Source organism: Mariniflexile maritimum (assembly GCF_009746565.1).
Lineage (GTDB): Bacteria > Bacteroidota > Bacteroidia > Flavobacteriales > Flavobacteriaceae > Mariniflexile > Mariniflexile maritimum.
In genome coordinates, this window is sequence record NZ_WRPN01000013.1 from 68,219 (window position 1) to 92,607 (window position 24,389).

Annotated in this window: 25 protein-coding genes and 1 tRNA gene; 12 read left to right on the forward strand and 14 right to left on the reverse strand. The window is 37.7% G+C overall.

The annotated features are described in order from the left end of the window. Window positions 1–69 precede the first annotated feature (69 nt). The 8 genes from GQO80_RS14315 to recR all read right to left on the reverse strand — a co-directional run bounded on the left by GQO80_RS14315 (window position 70) and on the right by recR (window position 7,199). On the reverse strand, window positions 70–1,320 hold the full coding sequence (locus GQO80_RS14315; RefSeq protein ID WP_157209050.1) for a competence/damage-inducible protein A: 1,251 nt from the start codon (window positions 1,318–1,320) through the stop codon (window positions 70–72). Next, window positions 1,320–1,661 carry an Hpt domain-containing protein gene (locus GQO80_RS14320; RefSeq protein WP_157209051.1) on the reverse strand — a complete coding sequence of 114 codons (342 nt, stop codon included), beginning with the start codon at window positions 1,659–1,661 and terminating at the stop codon, window positions 1,320–1,322. Before GQO80_RS14320 ends, GQO80_RS14315 begins: the two co-directional genes overlap by 1 nt. Continuing rightward, the gene (locus GQO80_RS14325; protein ID WP_157209052.1) at window positions 1,662–2,273 is read right to left on the reverse strand and encodes a fumarylacetoacetate hydrolase family protein; all 612 of its coding nucleotides are present in this window, start codon (window positions 2,271–2,273) and stop codon (window positions 1,662–1,664) included. A gap of 90 nt (window positions 2,274–2,363) precedes the next feature. Then, window positions 2,364–3,140: a 3'-5' exonuclease gene (locus tag GQO80_RS14330; RefSeq protein WP_157209053.1), complete on the reverse strand. Its 777-nt coding sequence runs from the start codon at window positions 3,138–3,140 to the stop codon at window positions 2,364–2,366. Window positions 3,141–3,158: 18 nt separating this feature from the next. Beyond that, on the reverse strand, window positions 3,159–3,926 hold the full coding sequence (locus GQO80_RS14335; RefSeq protein ID WP_157209054.1) for a hypothetical protein: 768 nt from the start codon (window positions 3,924–3,926) through the stop codon (window positions 3,159–3,161). Window positions 3,927–4,063: 137 nt separating this feature from the next. Beyond that, window positions 4,064–5,392 carry a dihydrolipoamide acetyltransferase family protein gene (locus tag GQO80_RS14340; protein ID WP_157209055.1) on the reverse strand — a complete coding sequence of 443 codons (1,329 nt, stop codon included), beginning with the start codon at window positions 5,390–5,392 and terminating at the stop codon, window positions 4,064–4,066. A gap of 81 nt (window positions 5,393–5,473) precedes the next feature. Then, window positions 5,474–6,574 (reverse strand): glycosyltransferase family 2 protein, encoded by a 1,101-nt coding sequence (locus GQO80_RS14345; RefSeq protein ID WP_157209056.1) that lies wholly within the window; start codon window positions 6,572–6,574, stop codon window positions 5,474–5,476. A gap of 7 nt (window positions 6,575–6,581) precedes the next feature. Next, window positions 6,582–7,199 carry a recombination mediator RecR gene (recR, locus tag GQO80_RS14350; RefSeq protein ID WP_157209057.1) on the reverse strand — a complete coding sequence of 206 codons (618 nt, stop codon included), beginning with the start codon at window positions 7,197–7,199 and terminating at the stop codon, window positions 6,582–6,584. Between the two features lie 92 nt (window positions 7,200–7,291). Here recR and GQO80_RS14355 point away from each other — a divergent pair, with 92 nt between their 5' ends. Further along, window positions 7,292–8,749 (forward strand): sodium:solute symporter, encoded by a 1,458-nt coding sequence (locus GQO80_RS14355; protein ID WP_157209058.1) that lies wholly within the window; start codon window positions 7,292–7,294, stop codon window positions 8,747–8,749. On the opposite strand, the gene GQO80_RS14360 is transcribed toward GQO80_RS14355, so the two are convergent. Both GQO80_RS14360 and GQO80_RS14365 read right to left on the reverse strand, forming a co-directional pair. After that, a complete protein-coding gene (locus GQO80_RS14360) occupies window positions 8,726–9,088 on the reverse strand; it encodes a CoA-binding protein (protein WP_157209059.1) in 363 nt (120 codons plus the stop codon). The genes GQO80_RS14355 and GQO80_RS14360 overlap by 24 nt on opposite strands. A 498-nt stretch (window positions 9,089–9,586) precedes the next feature. Then, window positions 9,587–10,594: a 3-oxoacyl-ACP synthase III family protein gene (locus GQO80_RS14365; protein ID WP_157209060.1), complete on the reverse strand. Its 1,008-nt coding sequence runs from the start codon at window positions 10,592–10,594 to the stop codon at window positions 9,587–9,589. Between the two features lie 285 nt (window positions 10,595–10,879). Here GQO80_RS14365 and htpG point away from each other — a divergent pair, with 285 nt between their 5' ends. The 8 genes from htpG (at window position 10,880) to GQO80_RS14405 (ending at window position 19,674) form a co-directional block, all read left to right on the forward strand. Further along, window positions 10,880–12,790 carry a molecular chaperone HtpG gene (htpG, locus tag GQO80_RS14370; RefSeq protein ID WP_157209061.1) on the forward strand — a complete coding sequence of 637 codons (1,911 nt, stop codon included), beginning with the start codon at window positions 10,880–10,882 and terminating at the stop codon, window positions 12,788–12,790. 114 nt (window positions 12,791–12,904) lie between these two features. Next, a complete protein-coding gene (locus GQO80_RS14375) occupies window positions 12,905–13,597 on the forward strand; it encodes a glycosyltransferase family 2 protein (RefSeq protein WP_157209062.1) in 693 nt (230 codons plus the stop codon). Between the two features lie 110 nt (window positions 13,598–13,707). Continuing rightward, window positions 13,708–14,385, forward strand: coding sequence for a DUF4377 domain-containing protein (locus GQO80_RS14380; protein ID WP_157209063.1), 678 nt, complete (start codon window positions 13,708–13,710; stop codon window positions 14,383–14,385). A gap of 58 nt (window positions 14,386–14,443) precedes the next feature. Continuing rightward, window positions 14,444–14,899, forward strand: a complete 456-nt coding sequence (locus GQO80_RS14385) for an FKBP-type peptidyl-prolyl cis-trans isomerase (protein ID WP_157209064.1) — start codon at window positions 14,444–14,446, stop codon at window positions 14,897–14,899. Between the two features lie 139 nt (window positions 14,900–15,038). Beyond that, window positions 15,039–16,559, forward strand: coding sequence for a LamG-like jellyroll fold domain-containing protein (locus tag GQO80_RS14390; protein WP_157209065.1), 1,521 nt, complete (start codon window positions 15,039–15,041; stop codon window positions 16,557–16,559). 201 nt (window positions 16,560–16,760) lie between these two features. After that, entirely contained in the window at window positions 16,761–17,021 is a 261-nt protein-coding gene (locus GQO80_RS14395; RefSeq protein ID WP_157209066.1) for a heavy-metal-associated domain-containing protein, read from the forward strand. A 3-nt stretch (window positions 17,022–17,024) separates the two neighbouring features. Continuing rightward, window positions 17,025–18,311 carry an APC family permease gene (locus tag GQO80_RS14400; protein WP_157209067.1) on the forward strand — a complete coding sequence of 429 codons (1,287 nt, stop codon included), beginning with the start codon at window positions 17,025–17,027 and terminating at the stop codon, window positions 18,309–18,311. Window positions 18,312–18,435: 124 nt separating this feature from the next. Next, entirely contained in the window at window positions 18,436–19,674 is a 1,239-nt protein-coding gene (locus GQO80_RS14405; RefSeq protein ID WP_157209068.1) for a DEAD/DEAH box helicase, read from the forward strand. 41 nt (window positions 19,675–19,715) lie between these two features. On the opposite strand, the gene GQO80_RS14410 is transcribed toward GQO80_RS14405, so the two are convergent. Further along, the gene (locus GQO80_RS14410; protein ID WP_157209069.1) at window positions 19,716–20,381 is read right to left on the reverse strand and encodes a M15 family metallopeptidase; all 666 of its coding nucleotides are present in this window, start codon (window positions 20,379–20,381) and stop codon (window positions 19,716–19,718) included. Window positions 20,382–20,502: 121 nt separating this feature from the next. Here GQO80_RS14410 and GQO80_RS14415 point away from each other — a divergent pair, with 121 nt between their 5' ends. Both GQO80_RS14415 and GQO80_RS14420 read left to right on the forward strand, forming a co-directional pair. Then, a complete protein-coding gene (locus GQO80_RS14415) occupies window positions 20,503–20,784 on the forward strand; it encodes a DoxX family protein (RefSeq protein ID WP_317163243.1) in 282 nt (93 codons plus the stop codon). Between the two features lie 570 nt (window positions 20,785–21,354). Then, window positions 21,355–22,053: a DUF4369 domain-containing protein gene (locus GQO80_RS14420; RefSeq protein WP_157209071.1), complete on the forward strand. Its 699-nt coding sequence runs from the start codon at window positions 21,355–21,357 to the stop codon at window positions 22,051–22,053. A gap of 67 nt (window positions 22,054–22,120) precedes the next feature. Here GQO80_RS14420 and GQO80_RS14425 read toward each other — a convergent pair. Together GQO80_RS14425 and GQO80_RS14430 are read right to left on the reverse strand one after the other, a co-directional pair. Beyond that, window positions 22,121–22,194, reverse strand: a tRNA-Thr gene (locus tag GQO80_RS14425). Window positions 22,195–22,253: 59 nt separating this feature from the next. Further along, window positions 22,254–22,523, reverse strand: a complete 270-nt coding sequence (locus tag GQO80_RS14430; protein WP_157209072.1) for a hypothetical protein — start codon at window positions 22,521–22,523, stop codon at window positions 22,254–22,256. A 439-nt stretch (window positions 22,524–22,962) separates the two neighbouring features. Here GQO80_RS14430 and GQO80_RS14435 point away from each other — a divergent pair, with 439 nt between their 5' ends. After that, window positions 22,963–23,334: a hypothetical protein gene (locus GQO80_RS14435; RefSeq protein ID WP_157209073.1), complete on the forward strand. Its 372-nt coding sequence runs from the start codon at window positions 22,963–22,965 to the stop codon at window positions 23,332–23,334. A 34-nt stretch (window positions 23,335–23,368) separates the two neighbouring features. Here GQO80_RS14435 and GQO80_RS14440 read toward each other — a convergent pair whose 3' ends face one another. Further along, window positions 23,369–24,340, reverse strand: a complete 972-nt coding sequence (locus GQO80_RS14440; RefSeq protein WP_157209074.1) for a type I phosphomannose isomerase catalytic subunit — start codon at window positions 24,338–24,340, stop codon at window positions 23,369–23,371. Window positions 24,341–24,389 lie beyond the last annotated feature (49 nt).

Below are 24,389 nucleotides of genomic sequence, written 5' to 3' on the forward strand. Positions count from 1 at the left end.
AATTTCTTTGTTGCTTAAAATCGAGGTGCAAATATACAAATTCTTTGTATTACAGCAACCTAAAATATATCAATTTTTAAAAATTTCTTTTAGCAGCATTTCCAAAGCTTTGTTTACGGCTTTGTTTATTACTTTTTCACGATAGTTTCCTAGCATGAATTTCTCGGAATACACCTTGTTTTTTGTGGCGATGGCTATGATAACCGTTCCTACCTCGGCCTGTGAATCGCCTTTTGTAGGGCCCGCATTACCTGTGGTAGCTATGGCATAATCGGACTCAAAAATGCGCATGGCATTGGTGGCCATTGCCTCGGCAACTTGCGGACTTACCACCGAGAAAGCTTCAATAGTGCTTTTGGAAACACCCAAAATATTGATTTTCGACGCGGTCGCATAGGTTATTACGCCCCCCTTAAAATAGGCCGACGCACCGGGATGCACCGTAAACTGTTCGGCCACCATACCGCCTGTACAGCTTTCGGCAATGGCCAAAGTTTTGCCCAATTTGGTTAATTGATTGGCTATGACGATTTCAACGGAGCCATCTTCTTCCTCAAATCCTGCAAATTCATCTTTTATCAAGGGTAACACCTTGTTGATTTCCATTTGAACGCTTGTATTAACGGCTTTTACATCAAAGCCTTTGGCGGTTAAACGCAGGCGCATTTTGCCTAAACTGGGCAAATAGGCCAGTTTGATGTGTGTGGGCAAGGCATCTTCCCAAGCCTCAATTCGGTTGGCCAATGCGCTCTCGCCAATACCGTACACCAACAAGGTTTTATGCAAAATATAAGGGCGGTTGTATGTTTCCTTTAGTTTTGGGACGACCTGGTTTTCAACCAAAGCGGCCATTTCAAAAGGCACCCCCGGAAGCGAGATAAACACTTTATTTTGTTTTTCCAGCCACATACCAGGAGCCGTACCCAATACATTCATCAATACCTTAGCTTTTGAAGGTACGAGCGCTTGGTCTTTGTTTACCTGAAGCAGCAAACCGCTTCTGTTGTGCTGCCACAGTTGTTCTATGTTTTTTAATACCGAATCGTCTATAACCAAAGTATCGTTAAAGTATTCGGCAATGGTTTTTTTGGTGATGTCGTCTTTGGTAGGCCCTAAACCACCCGTAAGAATTACAATATCAACACGACTTTCAGCATCTTTTAAAGCTTTGATTATATGCGCTTTATCGTCTTGAACCGAGGTAATTTGATAAACGGAAATACCTATTTTATTAAGCTGTTTAGCTATAAATGCGGAATTTGTGTCGATTACCTGCCCAATAAGAAGCTCGTCGCCAATGGTGATAATTTCTGCAAGCATTACAAATTGAAGTCTGATTTTATTTCGGCCACGGCATGATCGACAGCAGATATAACGATGGCAAGTTGCGCGCTAATGTCCATATCGCGTTTTTCAAATTTGCCCCAATCCTGTACCTCAATTAATACGTTAAGCACGCCCAACTCAAACAAATCGATGGTTGGTTTCATTTTGTGTGCCGCTTGGTAGGCGTTGTAATAGTCTTTTTCGGCCACTGCTTTTTTAAGGCGTTCGGCATCTTCGGGCACTTCTTCTAAAAAAGCCTCGGCCAATGTGGTAATAAAATCCTCGTCGCCATCGGCCAATTCGCGCACCCTGAATAATTTGTAATGTTGTTCCATTTATTTGACTGTTATTGAAAATAGTTCGTTATTTTCTATAAACCCTTTAAGTTTATCATTTGCAACCACTTTGCCTACACCTGCCGGCGTGCCCGTAAAGATAATATCTCCAATCTTTAAAGTAAAATATTTTGAGATATATTCTATTAATTCGTCAATTTTCCAAAGCATGTGACTTGTATTTCCCGATTGTACAACAGTTTCATTCTTTTTTAAGGAAAACACAATGGCGTTCACATCTTTAAAGTTTGAAACCGGCAGCCAATTGCCAACCACAGCGGCGCCATCAAAGGCTTTGGCTTTTTCCCAAGGCAGGCCTTTTGCTTTTAAGCGGTCTTGTAGATCGCGGGCGGTAAAATCGATTCCCAACCCAATTTCATCATAATATTTATGGGCGAATTTTTTATCGATATGCTTTCCTATTTTGTTTATCTTCACCAAAACCTCAACTTCATAATGCACATCATCAGAAAAATCGGGAATGAAAAATGGTTGTTTTTTAAGCAGAATAGACGTGTCCGGTTTTAAAAAAATAACCGGATCGGTGGGTTTTTCATTTTCTAGCTCCTTAATGTGCTCTGTATAATTACGACCGATGCAGATGATTTTCATGGGTGGAGTTGTTTGTTGTGGAGTTGTTAAGTTGTTAAGTTGTGGACAAATACAACGACTCCACAACTTAACAACCAACAACTTAACTTTCTAACCTAATTTATTATTAAAACTTCTTAGCTTAATGGCTGTTAGCACTTTTTTGGTATATAACGGAAAATCGGCATTTAGCAACCAACCAAAATAACCGGGTTCGCTTTCTAAAACTTCGGTTACCAATTTGCCTTTATGCTTTCCGAATGAAAAACATTCTTCCCCTTTTTTATTGTAAACAATGAAGCCCGCAAAATCGGCAAACTGTTTTCTGGAGCTAAATTCGGCTAAAAACTTGGTGTCGTTTTCAATTTCGTCGTATTTGGCTATTTGGGCTTTCAAAACCTCGAAAGTTGCTCTGGTATCGGCTTCTGCGCCATGCGCACCTTCCAATTCAGCATTGCAATAAAACTTATAAGCGGCACTTAAAGTACGTTGTTCCATTTTATGGAAAATGGTTTGCACATCAACCGCCACGCGGTTTTTCATGTCGAAATCGACTTCGGCGCGCAACAATTCTTCTGCCAACAAAGGAATATCGAACCTATTGGAGTTAAAACCGCCCAAATCGGAATCTTTTATCATGTTATAAATTTCCTTGGCAACTTCCTTAAATGTGGGCTTATCGGCAACCGCTTCATTGGTAATGCCGTGAATAGCGACCACCTCCTTTGGTATGACCATTTCTGGGTTTACCAACCAGGTTTTGCTTTCTTCCTTGCCGTTAGGGTGTACTTTTAGGATGGCAATTTCTACGATGCGATCGGTGGTTATGTTGACACCTGTGGTTTCCAAGTCGAAAAAACAGATGGGTTTTGTGAGGTTTAGGTTCATTTTAAATATTTGTGTTATTTAATGCTTTGTGCGTTTATCAAAATCGGCCTTAATGGTGTTCCACTTTTCAGGATTCAATAAGTCGTGGGATGTAAAATAGCTTTCGTAATGTTCTAGATAAAACGCCCCCGATGGCTTTATTATTACCGTATAAAAATTCTTTTTATCCTGAAAAAACAGCTTTTTAAGAAGGCTACCATAATCTTGATACCATGTTAAGTTGTTAACCACATTTGGATGTCCTGTATTGAAATTGTAAAAATGCAATATGGCTGCTGTTTTATCATACTTTTTATAACTTTTATTACATTTTTTATTCCAATATAAAAAACTTTTATAGCTTTGGATGCGCTTATGTTTTACTACTTTTTTGTAGTTACTCAAATCTATTTTCATCCCATACGGATTTCTAGTAACTTTATTAAGCGTTTTAATCTCATTATCCAAACTATCATAATAAACAACTTTGCTTTGTTTTGGGAATTCTGATATGGCTTTAAGAGTATCTTGATAATGGATTACTAATGTTTTTGTAGTATCAATTTGATGTCGTTTATTTAAAAGCTTGAATAATTGATGCTTTATATTCGGCGTTATCTCTCCAAAATCATATCTGAGTTTAATTTTTTGAAGGACTAAAGTATCGGTATCAAACCTTAAACCATAATAAATAGGGGCACTTAATTTTTTATTGAAAATTTCCTTAGAAATAGGAAAATCATTTTCATCTGCATAAATAGTGTCCTTTTGTGCGTGAAGACCCAAGGATAACACAAAAAAAAGCAAATATAAATTTGATTTTAAATACTTTATACTTCGTTTAATGTTCAAGACGATGATATACATTAGTTATTTTCAATAGGTACAAAAATAGAAAAACCCAACCATTTAGGGTTAGGTTTTAACTTTTATAATGATTACGGTTAAATTTCCCTGTTGCTATCCCAAGCCTCTAAATAATCTTTTACCGCTTTTACAAATTGGCCGCCTAAAGCTCCATTCACCACCCGATGGTCGTAAGAATGTGATAAGAACATGCGGTAACGGATACCTATGAAATCGCCCTCTCTGGTTTCGATTACTGCGGGCACTTTACGGATGGCACCCAAGGCCAAAATACCCACTTGCGGCTGATTAATGATGGGCGTACCCATAATACTGCCAAAGATGCCCACATTGGTAACGGTATAGGTGCCTCCTTGTATATCGTCTGGCTTGAGTTGGTTGGTGCGGGCGCGATTAGCCAAATCGTTCACCTGCTTGGTCATGCCCACTAAGTTAAGTTGGTCGGCATTTTTAATAACCGGTACGATTAAGTTGCCATCGGCCAAGGATGTTGCCATCCCCAAATTAATGTTTTTCTTTTTCACGATGTTATCACCTTGAATAGAAATATTCATCATGGGATATTCGCGCAAAGCTTTGGCAACGGCTTCCATAAATATGGGTGTAAAAGTTAGGTTTTCGCCTTCGCGTTTAAAAAAGGCATCTTTTACTTTTTGGCGCCAATTCCAAATTTTGGTAACATCGGCTTCAATAAAACTTTGTACGTGCGCCGAGGTTTGTACCGACTGAACCATGTGGTGCGCTATAAGCTTGCCCATTCTGGTCATTTCTACAAGTTCATCCTCGCCACTTACTACCACGGGCGTTTGGGTTTGTTTTGGTATTTCGTTTGATGCTAATTGCGCGGGGGTTGTTTCAACTTTAGCTGCCGGTACTTTGATTTTACCTCTGCCACTTTCAATATAATTTAAAATATCGCTTTTGGTAACCCGCTCTTCAAGTCCTGTACCAACAATGTTATCCAATTCTTGCTGGGTGATGCCTTCTTCCTTGGCGATATTTTTTACTAAAGGTGAGTAAAATCGGGTTCCGCTTGATGTTACAGGCTTCACGCTTTCCTTGGCCGTGGCCATGGTATTGCTTACTAGGGCCGCTGCTTTTTCAATGGTTTCCGTCTCATCGGTTGATGCATCATTAGCGTCTTCAACACCAGTATCGTTATTGGTTTCTGTTTCAATAATAGCAATGACCTGCCCCACCTGAACCACATCGTCTGCATTAAAAAATTTCTCAACCAATACGCCATCTACCTCACTTGGCACCTCGCTATCCACTTTATCGGTTGCTATTTCCAATACCGCTTCATCAACTTCAATAGTGTCGCCCACTTCCTTTAACCAAGATGTTATGGTTGCTTCGGCAACACTTTCGCCCATTTTTGGTAATTTAAGTTCAAATTTCGCCATATCGATAAGGTACTACATGTTTTGTGTATGCCCGCAAAATTAATTAAAAACGAACGAATTCTATCAATTATTTACAATAAACTAATTGAAAAGAACCACTTCACCACGAGAAATGGCATCATCGCTACCTAGCATGTAGTTTGCGTTTTTTGGCCATATTTTATAGGTAATACCTTGTTTGCCGTGGTGTTGCTGCATCATTGCTATGATGGTTTTGTAGTGTAAGGTGTTGCCATCAAAAATGACTTCGGAAGCGTTTTGAAGCGTATCTAAATCAGACCTTAAAACTGGCTTTTTTGACACTGCCGCTACCAGTTTTTCATTCATAACATTGGAAATAAAAACGTAATTCTCAATCTTTTTTTTGGGTTTTAACGGCTTTCTTCTAAACATATAAACCATGCGGAGGCCCAACCAAACAAACATATCGAAAAAACCATTTTTTTTGAAATGCTTTTTATAGAAAATTTGCATGGCGCCATAAAAACGGCGAGCATAATGTTTATCGCGCAAGGTGCTTTCGCCTTTATAATGAATGACAGCAGTTGAGCCGAAATAATAATTATCAAGTCCCGACTTTAGTACTTTATAAGACAGATCGATGTCTTCTCCGTACATAAAATAGGCTTCGTCAAAACCGCCAACACGATGGTAAACAGCTTGTTCCATCAACATAAAAGCGCCTACCAAAATAGCCACCTTGCCCGTTTCATTTTCACCTAAATGGTTTGCGTAATAAGCATTGGAATTTCCTAACAGCTTCTTAAAAGCTACGCTTATGTAAGGAATGTTGCGTTTACTTTCAGGCAAAAATGCGCCCACCCCATTAATCAACTTACAGCCAACCACCCCTAAATTTTTTGTGCTTTCGGCAAATTTTAAAAGCGACGTAAACGTATCTTCAGCAACCACGGTATCGGGGTTTAGAATACACAAATACCTGCCCTTTGCTATGGAAACACCTATATTGTTTCCTTTTGAAAAACCAAAATTTTCTTTGTTTTCTATGAGAATAACATCGGGGAAAAGCTGTTTAACCATGGCGCAACTGCCATCTTCCGAATGGTTATCGACTACAATAATTTCAGCATCCAGACCCGCTATGGCCGCTTGTACGCTTTTTAAACAGAGTTCTAAAAAGTAACGCACATTATAGTTTAGTATGACAACGGATAGCTTCAAACAGCAATTATATTTTTAAGGACGATTCAAAGGGTACACGATTCACAATGCTGCGCCCTAACGTAATTTCATCGGCATATTCCAATTCATCGCCTACCGCGATGCCCCTTGCAATGGTGGACGTAACAATGTCGCAGTCTTGAATTTGCTTAAAGATATAAAAATTGGTGGTATCGCCTTCCATGGTGGAGCTTAAAGCGAAAATAAGTTCCTTTATGCTGCCCTGCTTTACTTTATTGACCAATGAAACGATGTTTAAATCGTGCGGGCCTACGCCATCCATGGGCGAAATTTTACCGCCCAACACATGGTACAACCCTTTAAAGGAACTGGTATTTTCTATGGCCATAACGTCGCGAATATCTTCAACCACACAAATAAGGGTGTCGTCGCGATGGGGATTTGCGCAAATTTCACACAAATCGACATCGCTTATATTATGGCACGACTTACAAAATTTTACCTCGTTGCGCATGGTTTGTAACGCTTCGGCCAATGCCGTGGCTTGCTCTTTAGGCTGTTTTAACAGGTGCAAAACCAAACGCAAAGCGGTGCGTTTACCAATACCGGGCAGTTGCGACATCTCGTTTACGGCGCGCTCCAATAGTTTTGATGAAAATTCCATAGCTGCGAAATTACAACAATTGTTTGTTTCTATACCCATGTTAATTTTGAAAATCTTTATTTGTATATTACGGCACCATTCATAAAAAAACTATGCAACCTATACACGTTTTACTGCTTATTGCCATTTATTTTGGCATCTTAATATTCATATCGTACCTAACGGGAAAAGACGACAGCAATGCTTCTTTTTTTAAAGCAAACAAATCGTCGCCCTGGTTTTTAGTGGCGTTTGGCATGATTGGGGCTTCACTTAGTGGCGTTACCTTTATTTCGGTACCGGGCGATGTTGGCAGCAATATGTTTGGATATATGCAGGTGGTACTGGGCTATTTACTGGGCTATATGGTTATTGTTTTTGTACTGATGCCTGTGTACTACCGCTTGAACGTTATCTCTATTTACGAGTATTTAGGCGATAGGTTTGGTATTATAAGCCATAAAACTGGGGCTGCCTTCTTTTTTATCTCGCGGGTGCTAGGTTCGGCCTTTAGGCTTTTTTTAGTAGCGAGCGTGCTACATGAATTTGTGTTTAAACAGTGGCATTTCCCATTTCCGTTTACGGTTATCATTTCTGTTTTGCTCATATTGGCCTATACGTTTAAAGGCGGCATAAAAACGGTTGTTTGGACCGATACCATACAAACCTTGCTCATGCTTATTGCCCTGGTTGTTACCATCGTGCTCATTTACCACGAAATGGGTTGGGGCCTGGGCGATTTTATAGGAAGCGAAGCCATTAAGAACTATGATAAAATTTTCTTTTTTGATGATATTTTAGCAAAAAACCACTTTATAAAACAATTTTTGGGCGGTATGTTCATTGCGATTTGCATGACGGGTTTGGACCAAGATATGATGCAGAAAAACTTAACCTGCAAATCTTTAAAGGATGCCCAAAAAAACATGGTAAGCTTTAGTATTGTATTGGTTTTTGTAAACTTTATCTTTTTAATTCTAGGGGCTTTACTATTTGTTTATGCCGCTTCAAAAGGCATTGAAGTGCCGGTTGTTGATGGCGTTGCAAAAACAGACTTACTGTATCCTGAAATTGCCTTAAATTCTGGTTTGGGCTTGCCGGTTGCCCTATTTTTTATGTTGGGCTTGATTGCCGCTGCATTTAGTAGTGCCGATAGCACTTTAACATCGTTAACAACCTCGTTCTGTATTGATTTTTTAAATATTGAAAAACGTGCTTTAAACACCCAAAAAGCAACACGCAAAAAAGTACATATTAGCATAAGTATTTTGATGATTTTCGTTATTATATGCTTTTATTACGTGCTTAACCAAAATGTAATTAGCGGTATTTTAACCGTTGCTGGTTACACCTACGGCCCACTTTTAGGATTATTCGCCTTTGGAATTCTAACCAAGCACAACATTAACGATAAATGGGTGCCTTACGTTGCACTAACCTCGGTTGCCGTTTCCTATGTTATTGCAAACGTGCCATCCGATTATTTTGGTGGTTATAAGTTTGGGTATGAGCTATTGGTTGTAAACGGTTTGCTCACCTTTTTAGGATTAATATTGATTCGTAGAAAGTAACACCAAGGTACAGGCGGTTTCAAAAGAAATGGCGTGTTCCTTTAGTATCTTATAAAATTCGGGGTTTTCTGTTCCTGGGTTAAAAATAACACGTGTTGGTTTTAATGACACAATATAATCATAATAGGGTTTTTGGTTTGTTGGGTTTAAGTATAACGTCACGGTGTGCAAATCCTTAAATGGCAGTTTTTCCGTTGAAATATCAATACCCGCAACCATACCATGCCTTAAACCAATGGCCACCGTATCGATGTTATGGTTTACCAGTTTTTTGATAGCCATATTTGAATATCTACTAGGGTTTAATGATGCACCAAGCACCAATGTTTTTTTGTCCATTTTAAAAGTTTTTAACCCTAAAAATAGTCATAATTTTATATACCCCGCCCCAGAATAGAAAGTAGTTTTCTTTTTTTGTACGCTTTCTTATGAAAATTTACAATACAACTGTTAAAATGTTAAAGTTTATAAAAAAAAAGGAATTTCATCACAATATCCACAATAACAAAACGTTATGAAATTATACAATCTAACCAAAACGATAGGATAATTATTTTAAGAGTTAGTCACCTTCACATAAAAAACATCGTGATTAAGATTTGTATGCATATCTTAAAAAACTCGAAATACATTCGGGTTTTTTTTGTAGCATGTTAAAAATGAGTTAAATACGGAAGATTGTGCAATTTTTTTTAACTACTTACGTCTTATAGTATATATTCTTCAACAATAGTTAAGTGTTAGTTGAATTGGATTAATAGCTAAAAAAACCCGAAATTTAAAAATTTCGGGTTTTTTGTTTTCAATCGGTTCTTTAGCAGGCTGCTCGTGCAGAAACTAAGCCCATTTAATTATGGCACTTCCCCATGTAAACCCACTTCCAAAAGCAGCCAACACCACATTATCGCCCGGTTTTATTTTACCTTCCTCCCAAGCCTCGGTAAGAGCAATGATAACCGAAGCCGCAGTGGTATTGCCATATTTGGTGATATTATTAAAAATTTGGTCGTCGCGCAACTTAAACTTGCTTTGGATAAACTGCGCAATACGCAAGTTTGCTTGATGCGGTATCAACATATCAATGGCTTCTTTACTCAGGTTGTTTTTTGCCAAACCTTCCATGATCACTTCACTAAATCGCACCACGGCGTGTTTAAAAACAAAGGTGCCATCCATATAAGGAAAATAGGACAAATCTTCTTCTTTGGCAGCCAAAATTTCGGGCACCCAATGGGCAATACTGGGCGATGCCACAATTAATTTATCGGCATATTTTCCTTCACTATGCAAGTGTGTGGACAGAATGCCTTTTGTGGTATCTTCTTCCCTTGAAAGCACGCATGCACCGGCGCCATCGCCAAAAATAACGGTAACACCTCGACCGCGCGTTGTTTTATCCAAACCATTGCTGTGGTATTCTGCACCAATAACCAAAATGTTTTTGTACATACCGGTTTTTATAAACTGGTCGGCTACCGAAATGGCATATACAAACCCCGAGCATTGGTTTCTAACATCCAAGGCGCCAATGGTTTGCATTTCCAACAAATCCTGAATTTGCACGCCACAACCCGGAAAATAGTAATCGGGACTTAAGGTTGCGAATACAATAAAATCGATATCATCTTTGGTTAAACCGGCGCGTTCAATGGCTATTTTGGCAGCTTTTGCCCCCATGATTGCCGAAGTGTCGCCCGTACCTTCCTTGATCCAACGGCGTTCTTGGATACCTGTACGCTCTTGTATCCATGCATCATTGGTATCCATCATTTTAGACAAATCGTCATTTGTTACCACATTATCCGGCACATACTTACCTAAGCCTATTATTTTTGAATTGTACATCTTTAAATGTTTTAAGCCTCACAAAGTACAACAACTCAAACAAAATTCCAATTATTAAAATTCCAAATTGCAACTTGCGATATTAGGAGTGTTTCAAGTTTCAGGAACGTACAAAATTCAAAAATCGTTAATCGCTATTTGTTATTCAAAAACCCTAAATAAACCGTGTCAGTTTGTCATATTTTATTAATTGGCATTTTTGTTGACTATCAATAGCCAGTGAATTCAAATTATATTAACTAGATTCCTGCATCTGCGGGAACGAAAAAATAAAACATTTACATTATGACAAAAGGAAATATTAATGTTTCAGTAGAGAACATTTTCCCTCTCATTAAAAAATTCTTGTATAGCGATCACGAAATATTTTTGCGTGAACTGGTTAGCAATGCTACCGATGCAACCTTAAAACTAAAGCACCTTACCAGCATTGGAGAATCGAAAATAGAATACGGCAACCCGCAAATTGAGGTTAAGATTGACAAAGAAGGCAAAAAACTGCATGTTATAGACCAAGGTTTGGGCATGACGGCCGAAGAGGTTGAAAAATACATCAACCAAGTGGCGTTCTCTGGTGCAGAGGAATTTTTGGACAAGTATAAAGATTCGGCCAAGGATGCTGGCATTATCGGGCATTTCGGACTTGGGTTTTACTCCGCGTTCATGGTGGCTGAAAAAGTGGAAATCATTACCAAATCGCATACGGACGCTCCCGCTGCGCATTGGACTTGCGATGGCTCGCCAGAATTCACCATGGAACCTTCCGATAAAACTGAACGTGGTACCGAAATCATTCTTCATATTGCTGAAGATTCCACAGAGTTTTTAGAAGAAAGCAGGATTCGCCAATTGCTCTTAAAATACAATAAGTTTATGCCCATTCCCATTAAGTTTGGAACAAAGGAAATAAACGACCCAGAGCATGAACCGGCAACCATAACCGACAAAGATGGCAAGGAAACCAAGGAACCACAGCGCAAAATAACCGTTGACAATATTATTAACAACCCGAACCCAGCGTGGACCAAACAGCCTACCGATTTAGAGGAAAAAGATTATAAAGATTTTTACCACGAATTGTACCCCATGCAATTTGAGGAACCCTTGTTCAACATTCACTTAAATGTTGATTACCCCTTCCATTTAACGGGTATTTTATATTTTCCGAAGCTGTCCAACGACATGCAAATTCAAAAGGACAAAATCCAACTGTATCAAAACCAGGTATTTGTAACCGATAATGTGGAAGGCATCGTACCCGAGTTTTTAACCATGTTACGCGGAGTTATCGATTCGCCGGACATTCCTTTAAACGTATCGCGCAGTTATTTGCAGGCCGATGGCGCGGTTAAAAAAATAGCTTCGTACATAACCCGAAAGGTTGCCGATAAGTTAAAATCATTGTTCAATAATAACCGTGAAGATTTTGAGTCGAAATGGAACGATATTAAAATCGTTATTGAATACGGCATGCTTTCAGAAGAAAAATTCTTTGAAAAAGCTGGCGATTTTGCACTTTACCCAACGGTTGATGGTACTTATTACACCTACGATGAACTTTTCAACAAAATAAAGGCAAACCAAACCGATAAGGACGGAAAACTGGTTATTTTATATGCTTCAAACCAAGATGCACAACACAGTTATATTGAAATTGCCAAAGCAAAAGGGTATGAAGTACTGTTGCTAGATTCGCCCATTGTGTCGCACTTAATCCAAAAATTGGAAAGCACCAAAGAGAACATAACCTTTGCCCGTGTGGATGGCGACCATATTGATAACCTGATAAAGAAAGACGACACCAAAATTTCAAAGCTAACCGAGGAACAAAAAACCGAGTTGGAAACGCTGTTAAAAGAAGTCATTCCCTCCGAAAAATTCATGGTTCAGCTTGAAGCGATGGATAGTGAGGCAGCGCCATTCATCATTACCCAACCCGAGTTTATGCGCCGCATGAAAGAAATGCAGCAAACTGGCGGTGGCGGCATGTTTGGTATGGGCAACTTTCCAGAAATGTACAATTTGGTAGTCAATACAAACTCGAAATTGGTTGGCGCTATTTTAGAAACAAAAACCAAGAACAAACAAGAGCGCTTAATTAACCAAAGTATAGATTTAGCACGTTTATCTCAAGGCTTATTAAAGGGCGAAGAACTTACAAAGTTTATTAAACGCAGCTTTGAAATGATTAAATAGGTAGTGCACGAAGCAACCTTATTGGATTTTTAAAATCCATAATACAACCACTTTATTGCAAAATTAAGAAGCAGTAAAGTGGTTTTTGTTTTAAAAAAGTTTAAATTGTATCCTATGAATTTACAGCATCAACCACCAATAAAAGTTACGAATAGGCCCATATTAATTTCAATTATTATATGCACCTACAATCGGGGAAACTATTTAAACACCTGCATTTCCAGTATTCTAACCCAAACAAATCAAGATTGGGAACTTATAGTGGTAGATGATGGAAGCAACGACCATACATTTGAAGTTGTAGATAAATATGTTCAAACACATGATAATATTCGGTATGTTAAGCATAAAAACTTAAAACTTGCCCTATCCAGAAACGTTGGTCTATTACTGGCTTCGGGAAAATATATAACTTTTCTGGACAGTGATGACACTTACAAAGCAAACCACATACAAAGCAGATTAAACTTTATGGAAAAAAACAGGCAAGTTGACCTCATTTATGGTGGCGTAGATTTGCATGAAGCAGTTTTTGTGGCCGATTATTACAAACCCGATGTTTTGATTAACGTAAATGATTGTGTGCTAGGTTCTACTTTTTTTGGAAAGAAAACCGTTTTTACTGAACTTGGAGGCTTCGAAAATATAAGTTATGGTGAAGATACCGAGTTTTTGGAACGGGCTTCAAAAATTTTTAAGACCCAAAAAATAACACGCCCCAAAACATACATTTACACCCGTGCCGAAGATAGCATTACCAAAAAAGTGGCGTTGGAAAGTAAAAGAAAAAACCAAGCCGAAAAATAATGTAAATGCGCATCTTACCCCCAATAGTAGAGGCTGAAGCGACTTTAATGAGCTAAAAAGTTGGCAGGATGTTTGAATACTAAAACAAAAACGACCTTAAACATAACAAAATGAAATTACTAAAAACAGCCGTTTACACAACGCTTTTGGCTGTATTTGCCACCGCTTGTACCACCACAAAAACCTCAACCTATTGGGTTAATAGCTTCAAAAAAGATTGCGATGCCGGTTCCGCAAAAACGCAATGCATTCAAATAAGCAAAAACGACAATTTAGAACAAGCAACATGGACCTATTTTTATGCGCCCATTGCAGGTTTTAATTTTGAACCTGGATATTTTCAAAAAATTAAAGTTTCAGAAACCCCAAAAAACAAATCGAATGTACCTGCCGATGTTTCTTCCATAGACTATAAATTAATAAAAGTATTAGACAAAAAACAAGATTTCCGCATGGCACTGCACGATATTTGGGTAGCCACACATATTAACGAAGAAGCTATTACAACTACTGAAAATTTACCTCGATTAGAAATAAACACGACGCAAATGAAGGTATTCGGTACCGATGGTTGTAATGATTATTCAGGCATCATCAAAAGCATTACTTCTGAAAACATAGCGTTTGGGCCTTTAGCTTCAACCCGAAAAATGTGTGCTAACATGGACATTCCCAATAAATATAATCATGCTTTAAACAATTCGGTTAGCTACAAAAGGGAACATTTAAACTTATATTTTTATGATAGCAACGGAAACAACGTACTAAGTTTTAAAAAAGTTGATTAATACAGAATATCATAAGCTTAAAGCTAAATTCAATTATATTTGTCCTAAAAAAAAAACCATGAAAAATAGCTTATTAGTGGCTTTTGCCCTTGCCCTTTTTATGTCGTGCACAAAAGACGACGCCCCGGTTGATTATGTTATTAAGAACGACCAAGACATTCAAGCGTATATCGCTACCCATAATTTAATTGCCCAAAAAAGCAGTACAGGCCTGTATTATGTAATAGATACCCAAGGTACGGGCGCCCAACCAACCAAAACCGATAACGTAACGGTAGCTTACAAAGGCTATTACCTAAACGGAAAAGTATTCGACCAAAGTAACGCCGAAGGCATCTCGTTCTATTTACAACAAGTGATAAAAGGCTGGACCGAAGGCATCACCTATTTTAAAGTTGGCGGAAGTGGCAAACTTTTGGTGCCCGCCCATTTGGGTTATGGCAATAAAAAGTACAGGGGCATTCCGGGTGGGTCGGTATTAATTTTTGATGTTGCACTTAAAGCGGTCAATTAAACCGGAAATTTTTATACAAAAACGTAACCACCTTGCCAAAACAGGGTGGTTATTTTTTTTTGCATGACTTTTATCATGTTTTCATCATTACAATTCTCTTACATTTAAGTTGGTTTAATAATCTCTCAACTTCCATTCGATGAAAACAACACTACTCACTTCCCTGTTTTTTTTAACCGTTCTTTCTTTTAACGCCCAAACCGCTTTAAATTTTGATGGCGTTAACGATTACGTTGTAGGAACCAACAATGCTTCATTAAACCTGTCCCAAGGCACTATTGAGGCATGGATAAAAACCTCAAATGCTGGCGTTGGCATACGAGGAATTGCCGTAAAGCCATATCAATATGGTATGGCCCTTAAGGATAACAATTTAGTGGTAGCCGAATGGGGCCAAGGCGAGAAAAACACCAATGTTAATTTGGCCGATAACACATGGCACCATGTGGCATTCGCTTTCAACAATATGGTAGCAAATGGGTCGAAATTATACATCGACGGTTTACCCATTTTAGCGTTTACCTATCAGGTTTCCACTAATTCAAGCCAACAGATTCTTGTAGGCGCAGGTAGTAAAACCCAAAATTATTTTAATGGAAGCATCGACCAGGTGCGTGTTTGGAATACCCAAAAAACCGATGCCGAAATTTTAGAAAACTACAAAAAATGCATCGTTGGTAATGAAACGGGCTTGGTTATGTACTGGAATTTTGATGAAGCCACTGGAACAACAACCACAGATTTATCTGGAAACACCAACATCGGCACATTAACCAACATGGATGCGCCCTCCGTTTGGTTACCTGGTTACGATTGCAATTTGGTGGCCCACTACCCTTTTAACGGCAATGCCAATGATGAAAGCGGAAACGCGAACCACGGTGCCGTTAACGGCGCAACGCTTACTACTGATAGATTTGGAAACATTGATAGTGCTTATAGTTTTGATGGAAACGACATCATAACCATTGCACATAACGATGTTTTAAATTGCAGCGATGAATTAAGCTTTTCTGTATGGGTTAAACCAAACTCACTTCAAAATGCCATGATTTTTGGAAAATCGAACTATGCCACTAAAACCAATTATTTATTACGAACCAAATCAACTGGATACTTGCAATTTGAATACAAAGATTTTGCAAACACTAATTCTTTGCCCCTAAATATAGGAGATTGGAACCATATTGCATTGGTAACACAAAGCGACAATTCAAAACAAGTGTATATTAACGGCGTTTTAGCTTCCCATACATCGGCTACGAGTCCGTATGGATTGGTAACCAATGTGCTTACAATTGGGGCAAGACCGGGCAATGAATTTTTTAATGGCAGTATTGATGACCTTAGAATATATAAAAAAGCACTTTCAGCTTCAGAAATCACTTCATTATATAATAAAAACGCATTGGCTGTTTCTAAAAACCAAATAGCTCAACAAAACACTTTTTATGTTTACAACAGCACACTTCATTTTAAAAACACCCAAGACCTTTCAAAAGTAAAATCAATTTCCGTTTTCAACCTATTGGCTCAAAAAGTATATAATTCAAACACCGTTCAAAACGAAAACCCTTTGCCCTTAAAACAAGGCTTGTACATTTTAAAAGTAACCAACAAAGACAACCAAATAACCACCAAAAAGTTCATGATCAATTAATATTTTTAATGCGTTTTTAGAACCACTTCGTGAAAACGGGGTGGTTTTTTTATTGAGTGCCAGTTGTTAAATCCATCACAATTATAAACACATCTGCCAAAAATCACTTGAAAGTATCCATAAAAATTCATAACTTAGTTAAACCGCCAAACTTCACCGTATAAAAATGCAACGAAAGTATGAATCCAAAATGCAATGTATATGAGTTTAGTATCTGAAAATTTAATCCCTGGCAACCACGGTAAAGTATTTGAAACAAACGCCAAAGAGCCTGCCGAATTAGACCGCATAAAAAAGACTATTTTAAACATTTCTGGAATAGAAAGCGTGCACATCAATAGTGCCACATTCCCTGTTGAAGTGACCATACACACATCAAAACTAATCGCTATCAAAACGATTGAAGCTGCTGTTAATAAGACGGGACTCCATATAGTTGAAAAATCGACTTTTCCTTTGTAGCAAATGCCTAAAAAAATAGGTTTAACGGAGGCTATTTCCATAGGCATTGGCGGTATGGTTGGTGGCGGCATATTTGCTGTTTTGGGTCTAGCCGTTTCGCTAGCCAAAGGCGGTACCCCTCTAGCCTTCCTGTTTGCAGGCATAATTGCTTTATTAACTGCCTATTCCTACGCAAAACTCTCAAAAAAATATCCTAAAAATGGCGGTACGGTCTATTTTGTGCACCAGCAATTTGGCGATGGCGTTTTTGGCGGCGGCATCAATAATCTGTTATGGCTTAGCTATATTGTGATGCTGGCTCTGTACGCTTCAGCCTTTGGTTCGTATGCCCAACAACTTATACACCTCACGGGGAACAAAAATACAGATATCCATATTTTTCAAAGCGCCATCATCTGTACAGCTTTGGTTGTCAATTATTTAAGCATCAAGTTGGTTGGGGAAATAGAGTCGGTTTCTGTATTCATCAAGCTCATCATACTATTGGGTTTTGTTGGCATTGGGTTTTATGGGTTTTCATTGCATCCCGAAAATCTTCAGCAATTAAACCCGAGCCATTGGGAAAGTCCGTTGCGCTTGTTAACCGGCGGCATGGTTATTTTTGTTGCTTATGAAGGCTTTGAACTGATAGCGAATTCCATTTCCGATTTGAAAAACAGAGAGCAAAACACCGAAAAGGCTTATTTTGGCGCCGTTGGTTTTGTAGTGCTACTTTATATATTGATAGCCATTGTTACCATTGGATCGCTCCCATTCAACCAAATAGCTACGGCCAAAGATTATGTACTCGCAAAAACCGCCGAACCCCTTTTGGGCAACATAGGGTTTACCATGATGGCAATTACAGCCATGATATCGACGTTTTCGGCAATAAATGCAACGGTTTTGGGCAGTAGTCGTGTTAATTACAACATTGCCAAGGACAACGAATTGCCACATTATTTTTGCCACCAATTTTGGGGTAAACCCGTAGGGCTAATCATAACGGCAATACTTTCCTTAATTTTGGTTAACACCTTTAATCTTGAAAGCATCTCGACCGCTGGTAGTGCCGGATTTTTGTTCATTTTTGCCATAGTAAACTATATTGGCACCAAAAAACACAACCTACTACACTCCAAAAAATGGATTCATACCACCGGTTTTTTATTGTGTAGCCTCGCGTTTCTCGCTTTAATAACGCAACAATTCAGTCAAAACAAAACGGGCGTTATCATTTCTTTAAGCATCATTTTGGGGTGTTTTATTATGGAGTTTTTGTATAAGAAAACAGTATCAAACAAATCATAATTGGTTTTAGAAGAGCACATTTAACCAGATTGGTTCTAGCAACAATTGACATACAATTGAATACCAAAAAACAAAAACCCCATCGCAAAAACTTTTAAGTTATCTTTGTGGCAAATTTTACCAGATGTCGTTTAAAGATTTACAACTTAACAGACCCATTTTACGTGCCGTTGCCGAAGCGGGTTACGATAACCCAACCTTAGTGCAACAAAAAACCATTCCTTTTGTTTTGGCAAAAAAAGACGTGATTGTGTCGGCACAAACGGGCACCGGAAAAACGGCCGCTTTTGCGCTTCCCATTCTGCAAATGCTATTCGATAAGCAGGACGTTTCAAAAAAAGGAAAAAAAATAAGGGCGCTCATCATCAGTCCAACCCGCGAATTGGCCATTCAAATAAACGAAAATTTCAAAAAATACAGCACTTATACCAATTTAAGAACCACCGTTGTTTTTGGTGGTGCAGCCATCGAGCCCCAAATAGATGTGTTGAAAAAAGGCGTCGATATTTTAATTGCAACGCCCGGGCGTTTACTCGATTTGCACAAACAAGACATCATTAATCTGGATTATGTGGAAACCTTGGTTTTAGATGAAGCCGATTTAATGCTGGATATGGGTTTTATTGATGATGTTAAAAAAATTGAGCATCTCTGTACCCATGAAAAACAGATTTTGTTGTTTTCGGCAACCATCCCATTTAAGGTAGAACAACTGGCAAACGCCATTTTATGTGAGCCAGAACGTGTGGAAGTGGCACAAAACTCCTCAACTTCCAAAAACGTCAACCAGGTGCTGTATTATGTTCCAAAGAGAAACAAAATTGAATTGTGCCTGCACCTACTAAGAAACAGTATAAAAGGCAGTATCCTTATTTTTAGGCGTACCAAATTTGGCGTTGAAAAATTAGAACAAACCCTAAAAAGCAATGGCTATAAGGTAGCGAGTTTGCACGGTGATAAAAGTCAGAATTTAAGGGAAGATGCCTTAAACAGTTTTAAAATGAATAAGGTAAATATTTTAATTGCAACCGATGTGGCAGCACGTGGCATTGACATCAATGAATTGGATGCGGTTATAAATTTCGATTTGCCCAATATACCCGAAACCTACGTGCATAGAATTGGCAGAACGGCCAGGGCAGGAAAATCGGGAACCGCCTATTCGTTTTGTTCGGCAGATGAAAAAACCTATGTAGCAGCCATTCAGCAGCTTATTCAATTACAATTGAATGTTATTGAAGAGCATCCCTATCCGTTGGACCCCAAAGCTAAAAAAGAAATACACAGAACACCCGGAAAAAGCAAGTACAAAAAAGGGCGTAAAAGTGAAGCTTCAAAAAAGAAGAAGAACCGTTGGTATTGAGCGAACCGAGAACAGATGACCATCAACCAAGAACACCAAAGTTATTCAATAGGGAAATCGAAAAACGTATTGGGAAACGGTTCATTTTTTAACGTAAAATGCCACCATTCCTTAGGATAATTTTTAAATCCATATTTTAACATTGTGGTTAGCAAAAGTTGTCTATTTGCTTTTTGGGTGGCGGTCAACTTCGGGTAGTCTATCCACGATGCCTCACCAAAAAAATCGTAGCTACTGCCCATATCCAGTGGCTTTCCTGTATTGCCGTCAATAAGAGTTACATCAACCGTGCTGCCCTTGCTGTGGCCCGATCGCGTGGCAATATAATCTTCCTCAAACAACCTCTTCTTATCAATGTCAGGATAAAACACCTGTTTATTAATCGTATCGTTCAAACTTGCTGCCCAACGCATAAAATGGTTTACTGCCCGCTGGGGCCTATATCCATCATATACTTTTAAGCAAACATTCTGGTTTTGCAGTGCTTCGTGTACCTGTTTCAAGGCCACAGCGGTTTCGTTGGTTAAGATTAATTTATTGGAATTATAACCATCAATACGCTTGCCCACAAAGTTGTTGGTGGTGTTATAGCGCAACTCAACATCCAAATCGGGAATGATGGATTTCACATACACAAAGCCTTCTGGCAATTGGGCAAATGCACTAAAGCACAGCAGTAAAATAAGAAAAGCCGCAGCAAACTTCATATCCAGAAATATTTGTGCTAATTTAGAAAAATTAAAATTTTTTATGGTCTATCCTTGGCATTTATACGCAATGGCAACATTATACATCGTTGCTGGAATGTTTCATTTTATAAAACCGACAATGTACCTACGCATAATGCCCAACTATGTGCCCAATCACAAATTCATGGTGTTTTTAAGTGGCATTGCCGAAGTAATTTTAGGAATTTCGCTTTGCTTTCCGTTACTAAAAAACGTAGCTATCTTTTTGATAATTAGCATGCTCCTCATTTTTTTATCGGTGCATATTTACATGCTTACCAACAAAAAAGCCGCTGCCGGATTACCACGATGGGCATTAATTTTAAGAATTCCCATGCAATTTGTATTAATGTTTTGGGCCTATTCTTATTTACAGCTTTAGCAAAAACGTTTAGGAACTTCTAAAAAACAAAAAAACCGAGTTCCCTCAAACTCGGTTTTCTTTCAATTTGCTTTATTTATTACGATGTAGATTTAGGGTCTCTATTTCAACAACATAATGCAAATATTAATTAATTAATCCATTGAACTAAAAAGTATGTTATTTAGTACACTTCAAAGATATAATTATAAATGAATATAGACGGTAAAATACATATTATTTCGATGAAATACACTTAATTTTAACATTGTTGGATGAAATATAGCATATAATCGACGAAATACATGTTTCTGAATGGTATAAAAACAAAAAAAGCACCCCAAAAAGGGTGCTTTTTTTCTAACTAACCAACCAAAATATAGATAACATTTCTACAGTTTAAAGTAACCACTCAATAAACCTTTATATAGAATGCAACTTAAAACTTTAAAACAATTTGCGTGCCAAACTATTTTATCCTGGCTAAACAATAAGCCTTTTGGCAAAAAATTAACATTTTAAAATAATAAAAACCCATTAGCATTTAAAATATAATTATTAGATATTTGCTTTTTAAAATATGTTCCTTTCATGAAAAAAATTTCGTTTGCCATTTTCGCCCTTTTACTCATTGCATGCAGCAAAGAACAACATGATTTAACCGTGAAGGTTCATGTGAATGATTTGAAAAAAGGCGTCCTTTATTTAAAGAAAATTAAAAATGAAAACCTTATTACCGTTGATACCGTAGCTATTAATGGCCAATCGCAGGTTGAGCTTCATGCCCCTTTGGAATCGGCAGAAGTGTTTTATTTGTTTTTAGACAAAAACAGTTCAGAAAACGACCGCATTATTTTCTTTGCCGATAAGGGTGTAACCGAAATAAAAACGTCGCTTAAAGGTTTTGGCTACGAAGCCAAAATAAATGGGTCGCCCCAGCAAAAAGTATTTGAGGAATATAAGTTGATGATGTCGCGATTTAACGAACAAAACCTGGACTTGATTAAGGAAAACATGGAAGCCCTAAAACGTGGCGACACCTTAAAACGCGACAGCATCCAAAAAATGTCCGACAATCTTTTAAAAAGGCGTTATTTGTTTACCGTTAATTTTGCATTGAACCATAAACAAAGTGAAGTTGCGCCGTACTTGGCATTAACCGAGCTTTACAACGCAAAAATAAAGTTTTTGGATACCATTAATAACGTTTTAACACCACAAGTTAAGGCTTCAAAATACGGGAAGAACCTGCAACAATTTATTGACAATATAAAGAAGGCGGAGCAATAAAAACAACTAAATAGAACTGATAAAAAAAAGACCCTTCAATCGAAAGGTCTTTTTTTATTTTATTGAGAGCCGATAGAGGGGCTCGAACCCACGACCTGCTGATTACAAATCAGCTGCTCTAGCCAACTGAGCTACATCGGCATTTTACGGGTGCAAATATAAAAGCAAAAATTAAATTTGCAAGCACTCCGCCAATAAATTTATCCTAATTTATTTATTTTATCAATTAATGCGTTTCCTTTTGCTTCAAGTTCGGCGCTTATGGCCTTAAAATGCGCTTTTGCATTATCAACATTCTTAGCGTTTACCTTGGCTATTAATGCATCAAAGGTTTCAATAGCTTCATCAATAATAGCTTCACTTTTTTTGTTGTCTTTGCTTGTGTTTGTTAATTCCCAAACATAAGCAGCTTCAATAATATCACCTAAAACGTAATTAATATCTTTTTTTAGGTTTCTAACATTTGCCATAATTCAAATAATTTAATTTCATGCAAAATTACATTAATATTGCACAAAATGGCTATAAAAACATACTAATTTATAAAAATATTACTATATTTGGTTCTGTATGAACACAACAACGATGCTATATAAACGAATTTACCAACAAACCTCGCAACAGGTTACGTTGGCAACACGTTTTGTGGTTAAAACCAAATTTTACAGGCATCTTGAATAACCGATAAATAATATCATTACAACTATATCAACAAGGTGCTTTTTCAAAAAAAAAAGGCACCTTTTTTATTTTAACCCTTTAAATTTTAAACATTATGAAAACATCCACATCCATTAAACAGCGTCTTCAAGTTATTTTTAATGTCATTTTTTGCTCAAATGCAAGATACTCTATGTATCGCAACCACTATGTAATGCCCTTATTGTTATACCCTTAAATTAAAAAAACATGAAAACAAACATAAACACGAACGTACCCTTTTTAGTAACCAAAGAAATAAGCAACATAAACGGTTTTTTATTGCCTGAGGCGCTTTTTAACAAAATAAGCATAGTTGCCACCTACCCCATAAAAGAATTTTATTTACAAGACATTCCTGAAATTGGAAATTTTAAATTTAAAATGTACAAAAATGCTTTTGTAAACGACGAACTTACTATTCAAGCCCAACTTGTAAAACATGATAAAGCAGGCTATTGGGTGAATGTAACGGTTACAAAAACCAAGAATAATTCCAACAACCAAGAACGCATTTGTAGTGCCTTATTTGATTTTCCGTTAGAGGCAAATCATTACAGAACAAACAGAACTGCTTGTTAAATAAAATTCCCAAGGGTTGCTCTTGGGAATTTTTTTATACATAAACTTCAAGTAGTGTCGCTTTTTCAGAACTAATTTCAAAGCTCTCAATACTTGCAGGCACCAAAACCGTTTCTCCCTTTTTTAAGTTTTCTAAAAAACCGTTGGCCAAAATGTTCGCTTCGCCTTCAACGCACATATAGATTAGGAAGGAATCGTGATGGTTTTTCTTTTGAAGCGTTTGGGTTACTTTTAAATAATTGGTGGTGAAATACTGGCAACTTACCATTTCGTTGGGTTGATTCTCTTTTTTATCGTAATTAACCCTAAAATCGTCTGGCATATCAAAATCAAAGGCATCAATGGCTAAATCATTATGCAATTCACGTTCATTACCATTAGCATCTACCCGATCCCAATCGTAAACGCGGTACGTGATGTCGCTTGTTTGTTGAATTTCCGCAACCATTACGCCCGCGCCAATGGCATGAACTCGACCCACTTCAATAAAATAGGTGTCGCCGGTTTTCACTTTATCGAAATTCAATATTTGTGTGAGCGTTTTATTTTCTAAATGCTTCAAGTACGTTTCGCGGTTCATTTTTTGGTTGAAGCCAACAATAAGATTTGCATCGTTATCTGCTTGAAGCACATACCACATTTCGGTTTTTCCAAATGAATTGTGCCTTTTAGCAGCCAATTCATCGTTAGGGTGCAATTGAATGGATAAATCTTCCTTGGCATCGATAAATTTGATTAACAGCGGAAATTTATCTTGAAAAATGCGGTAATTTTGAAGTCCGATTAAATCTTCCTTATAGGTTTCCTGCAATTGTTTTAGCGATTGTCCTTTTAAATTGCCGTTGCAAACTATGGAAGTATCGCCTTCCACATCGCTAATTTCCCAACTTTCGCCAATATTTGGCAAATCACTTTGTTTGTTCAATAGCGTTTTCAATTTTTGTCCGCCCCAAATTTTATCTTTTAAAATGGGCGTAAACTTTAGGGGGTATAATTTGTTTTTCATAGTTTTAAAAATAAATGGATAGAATGGTCTCGGCTATGAGTAGTTGCGT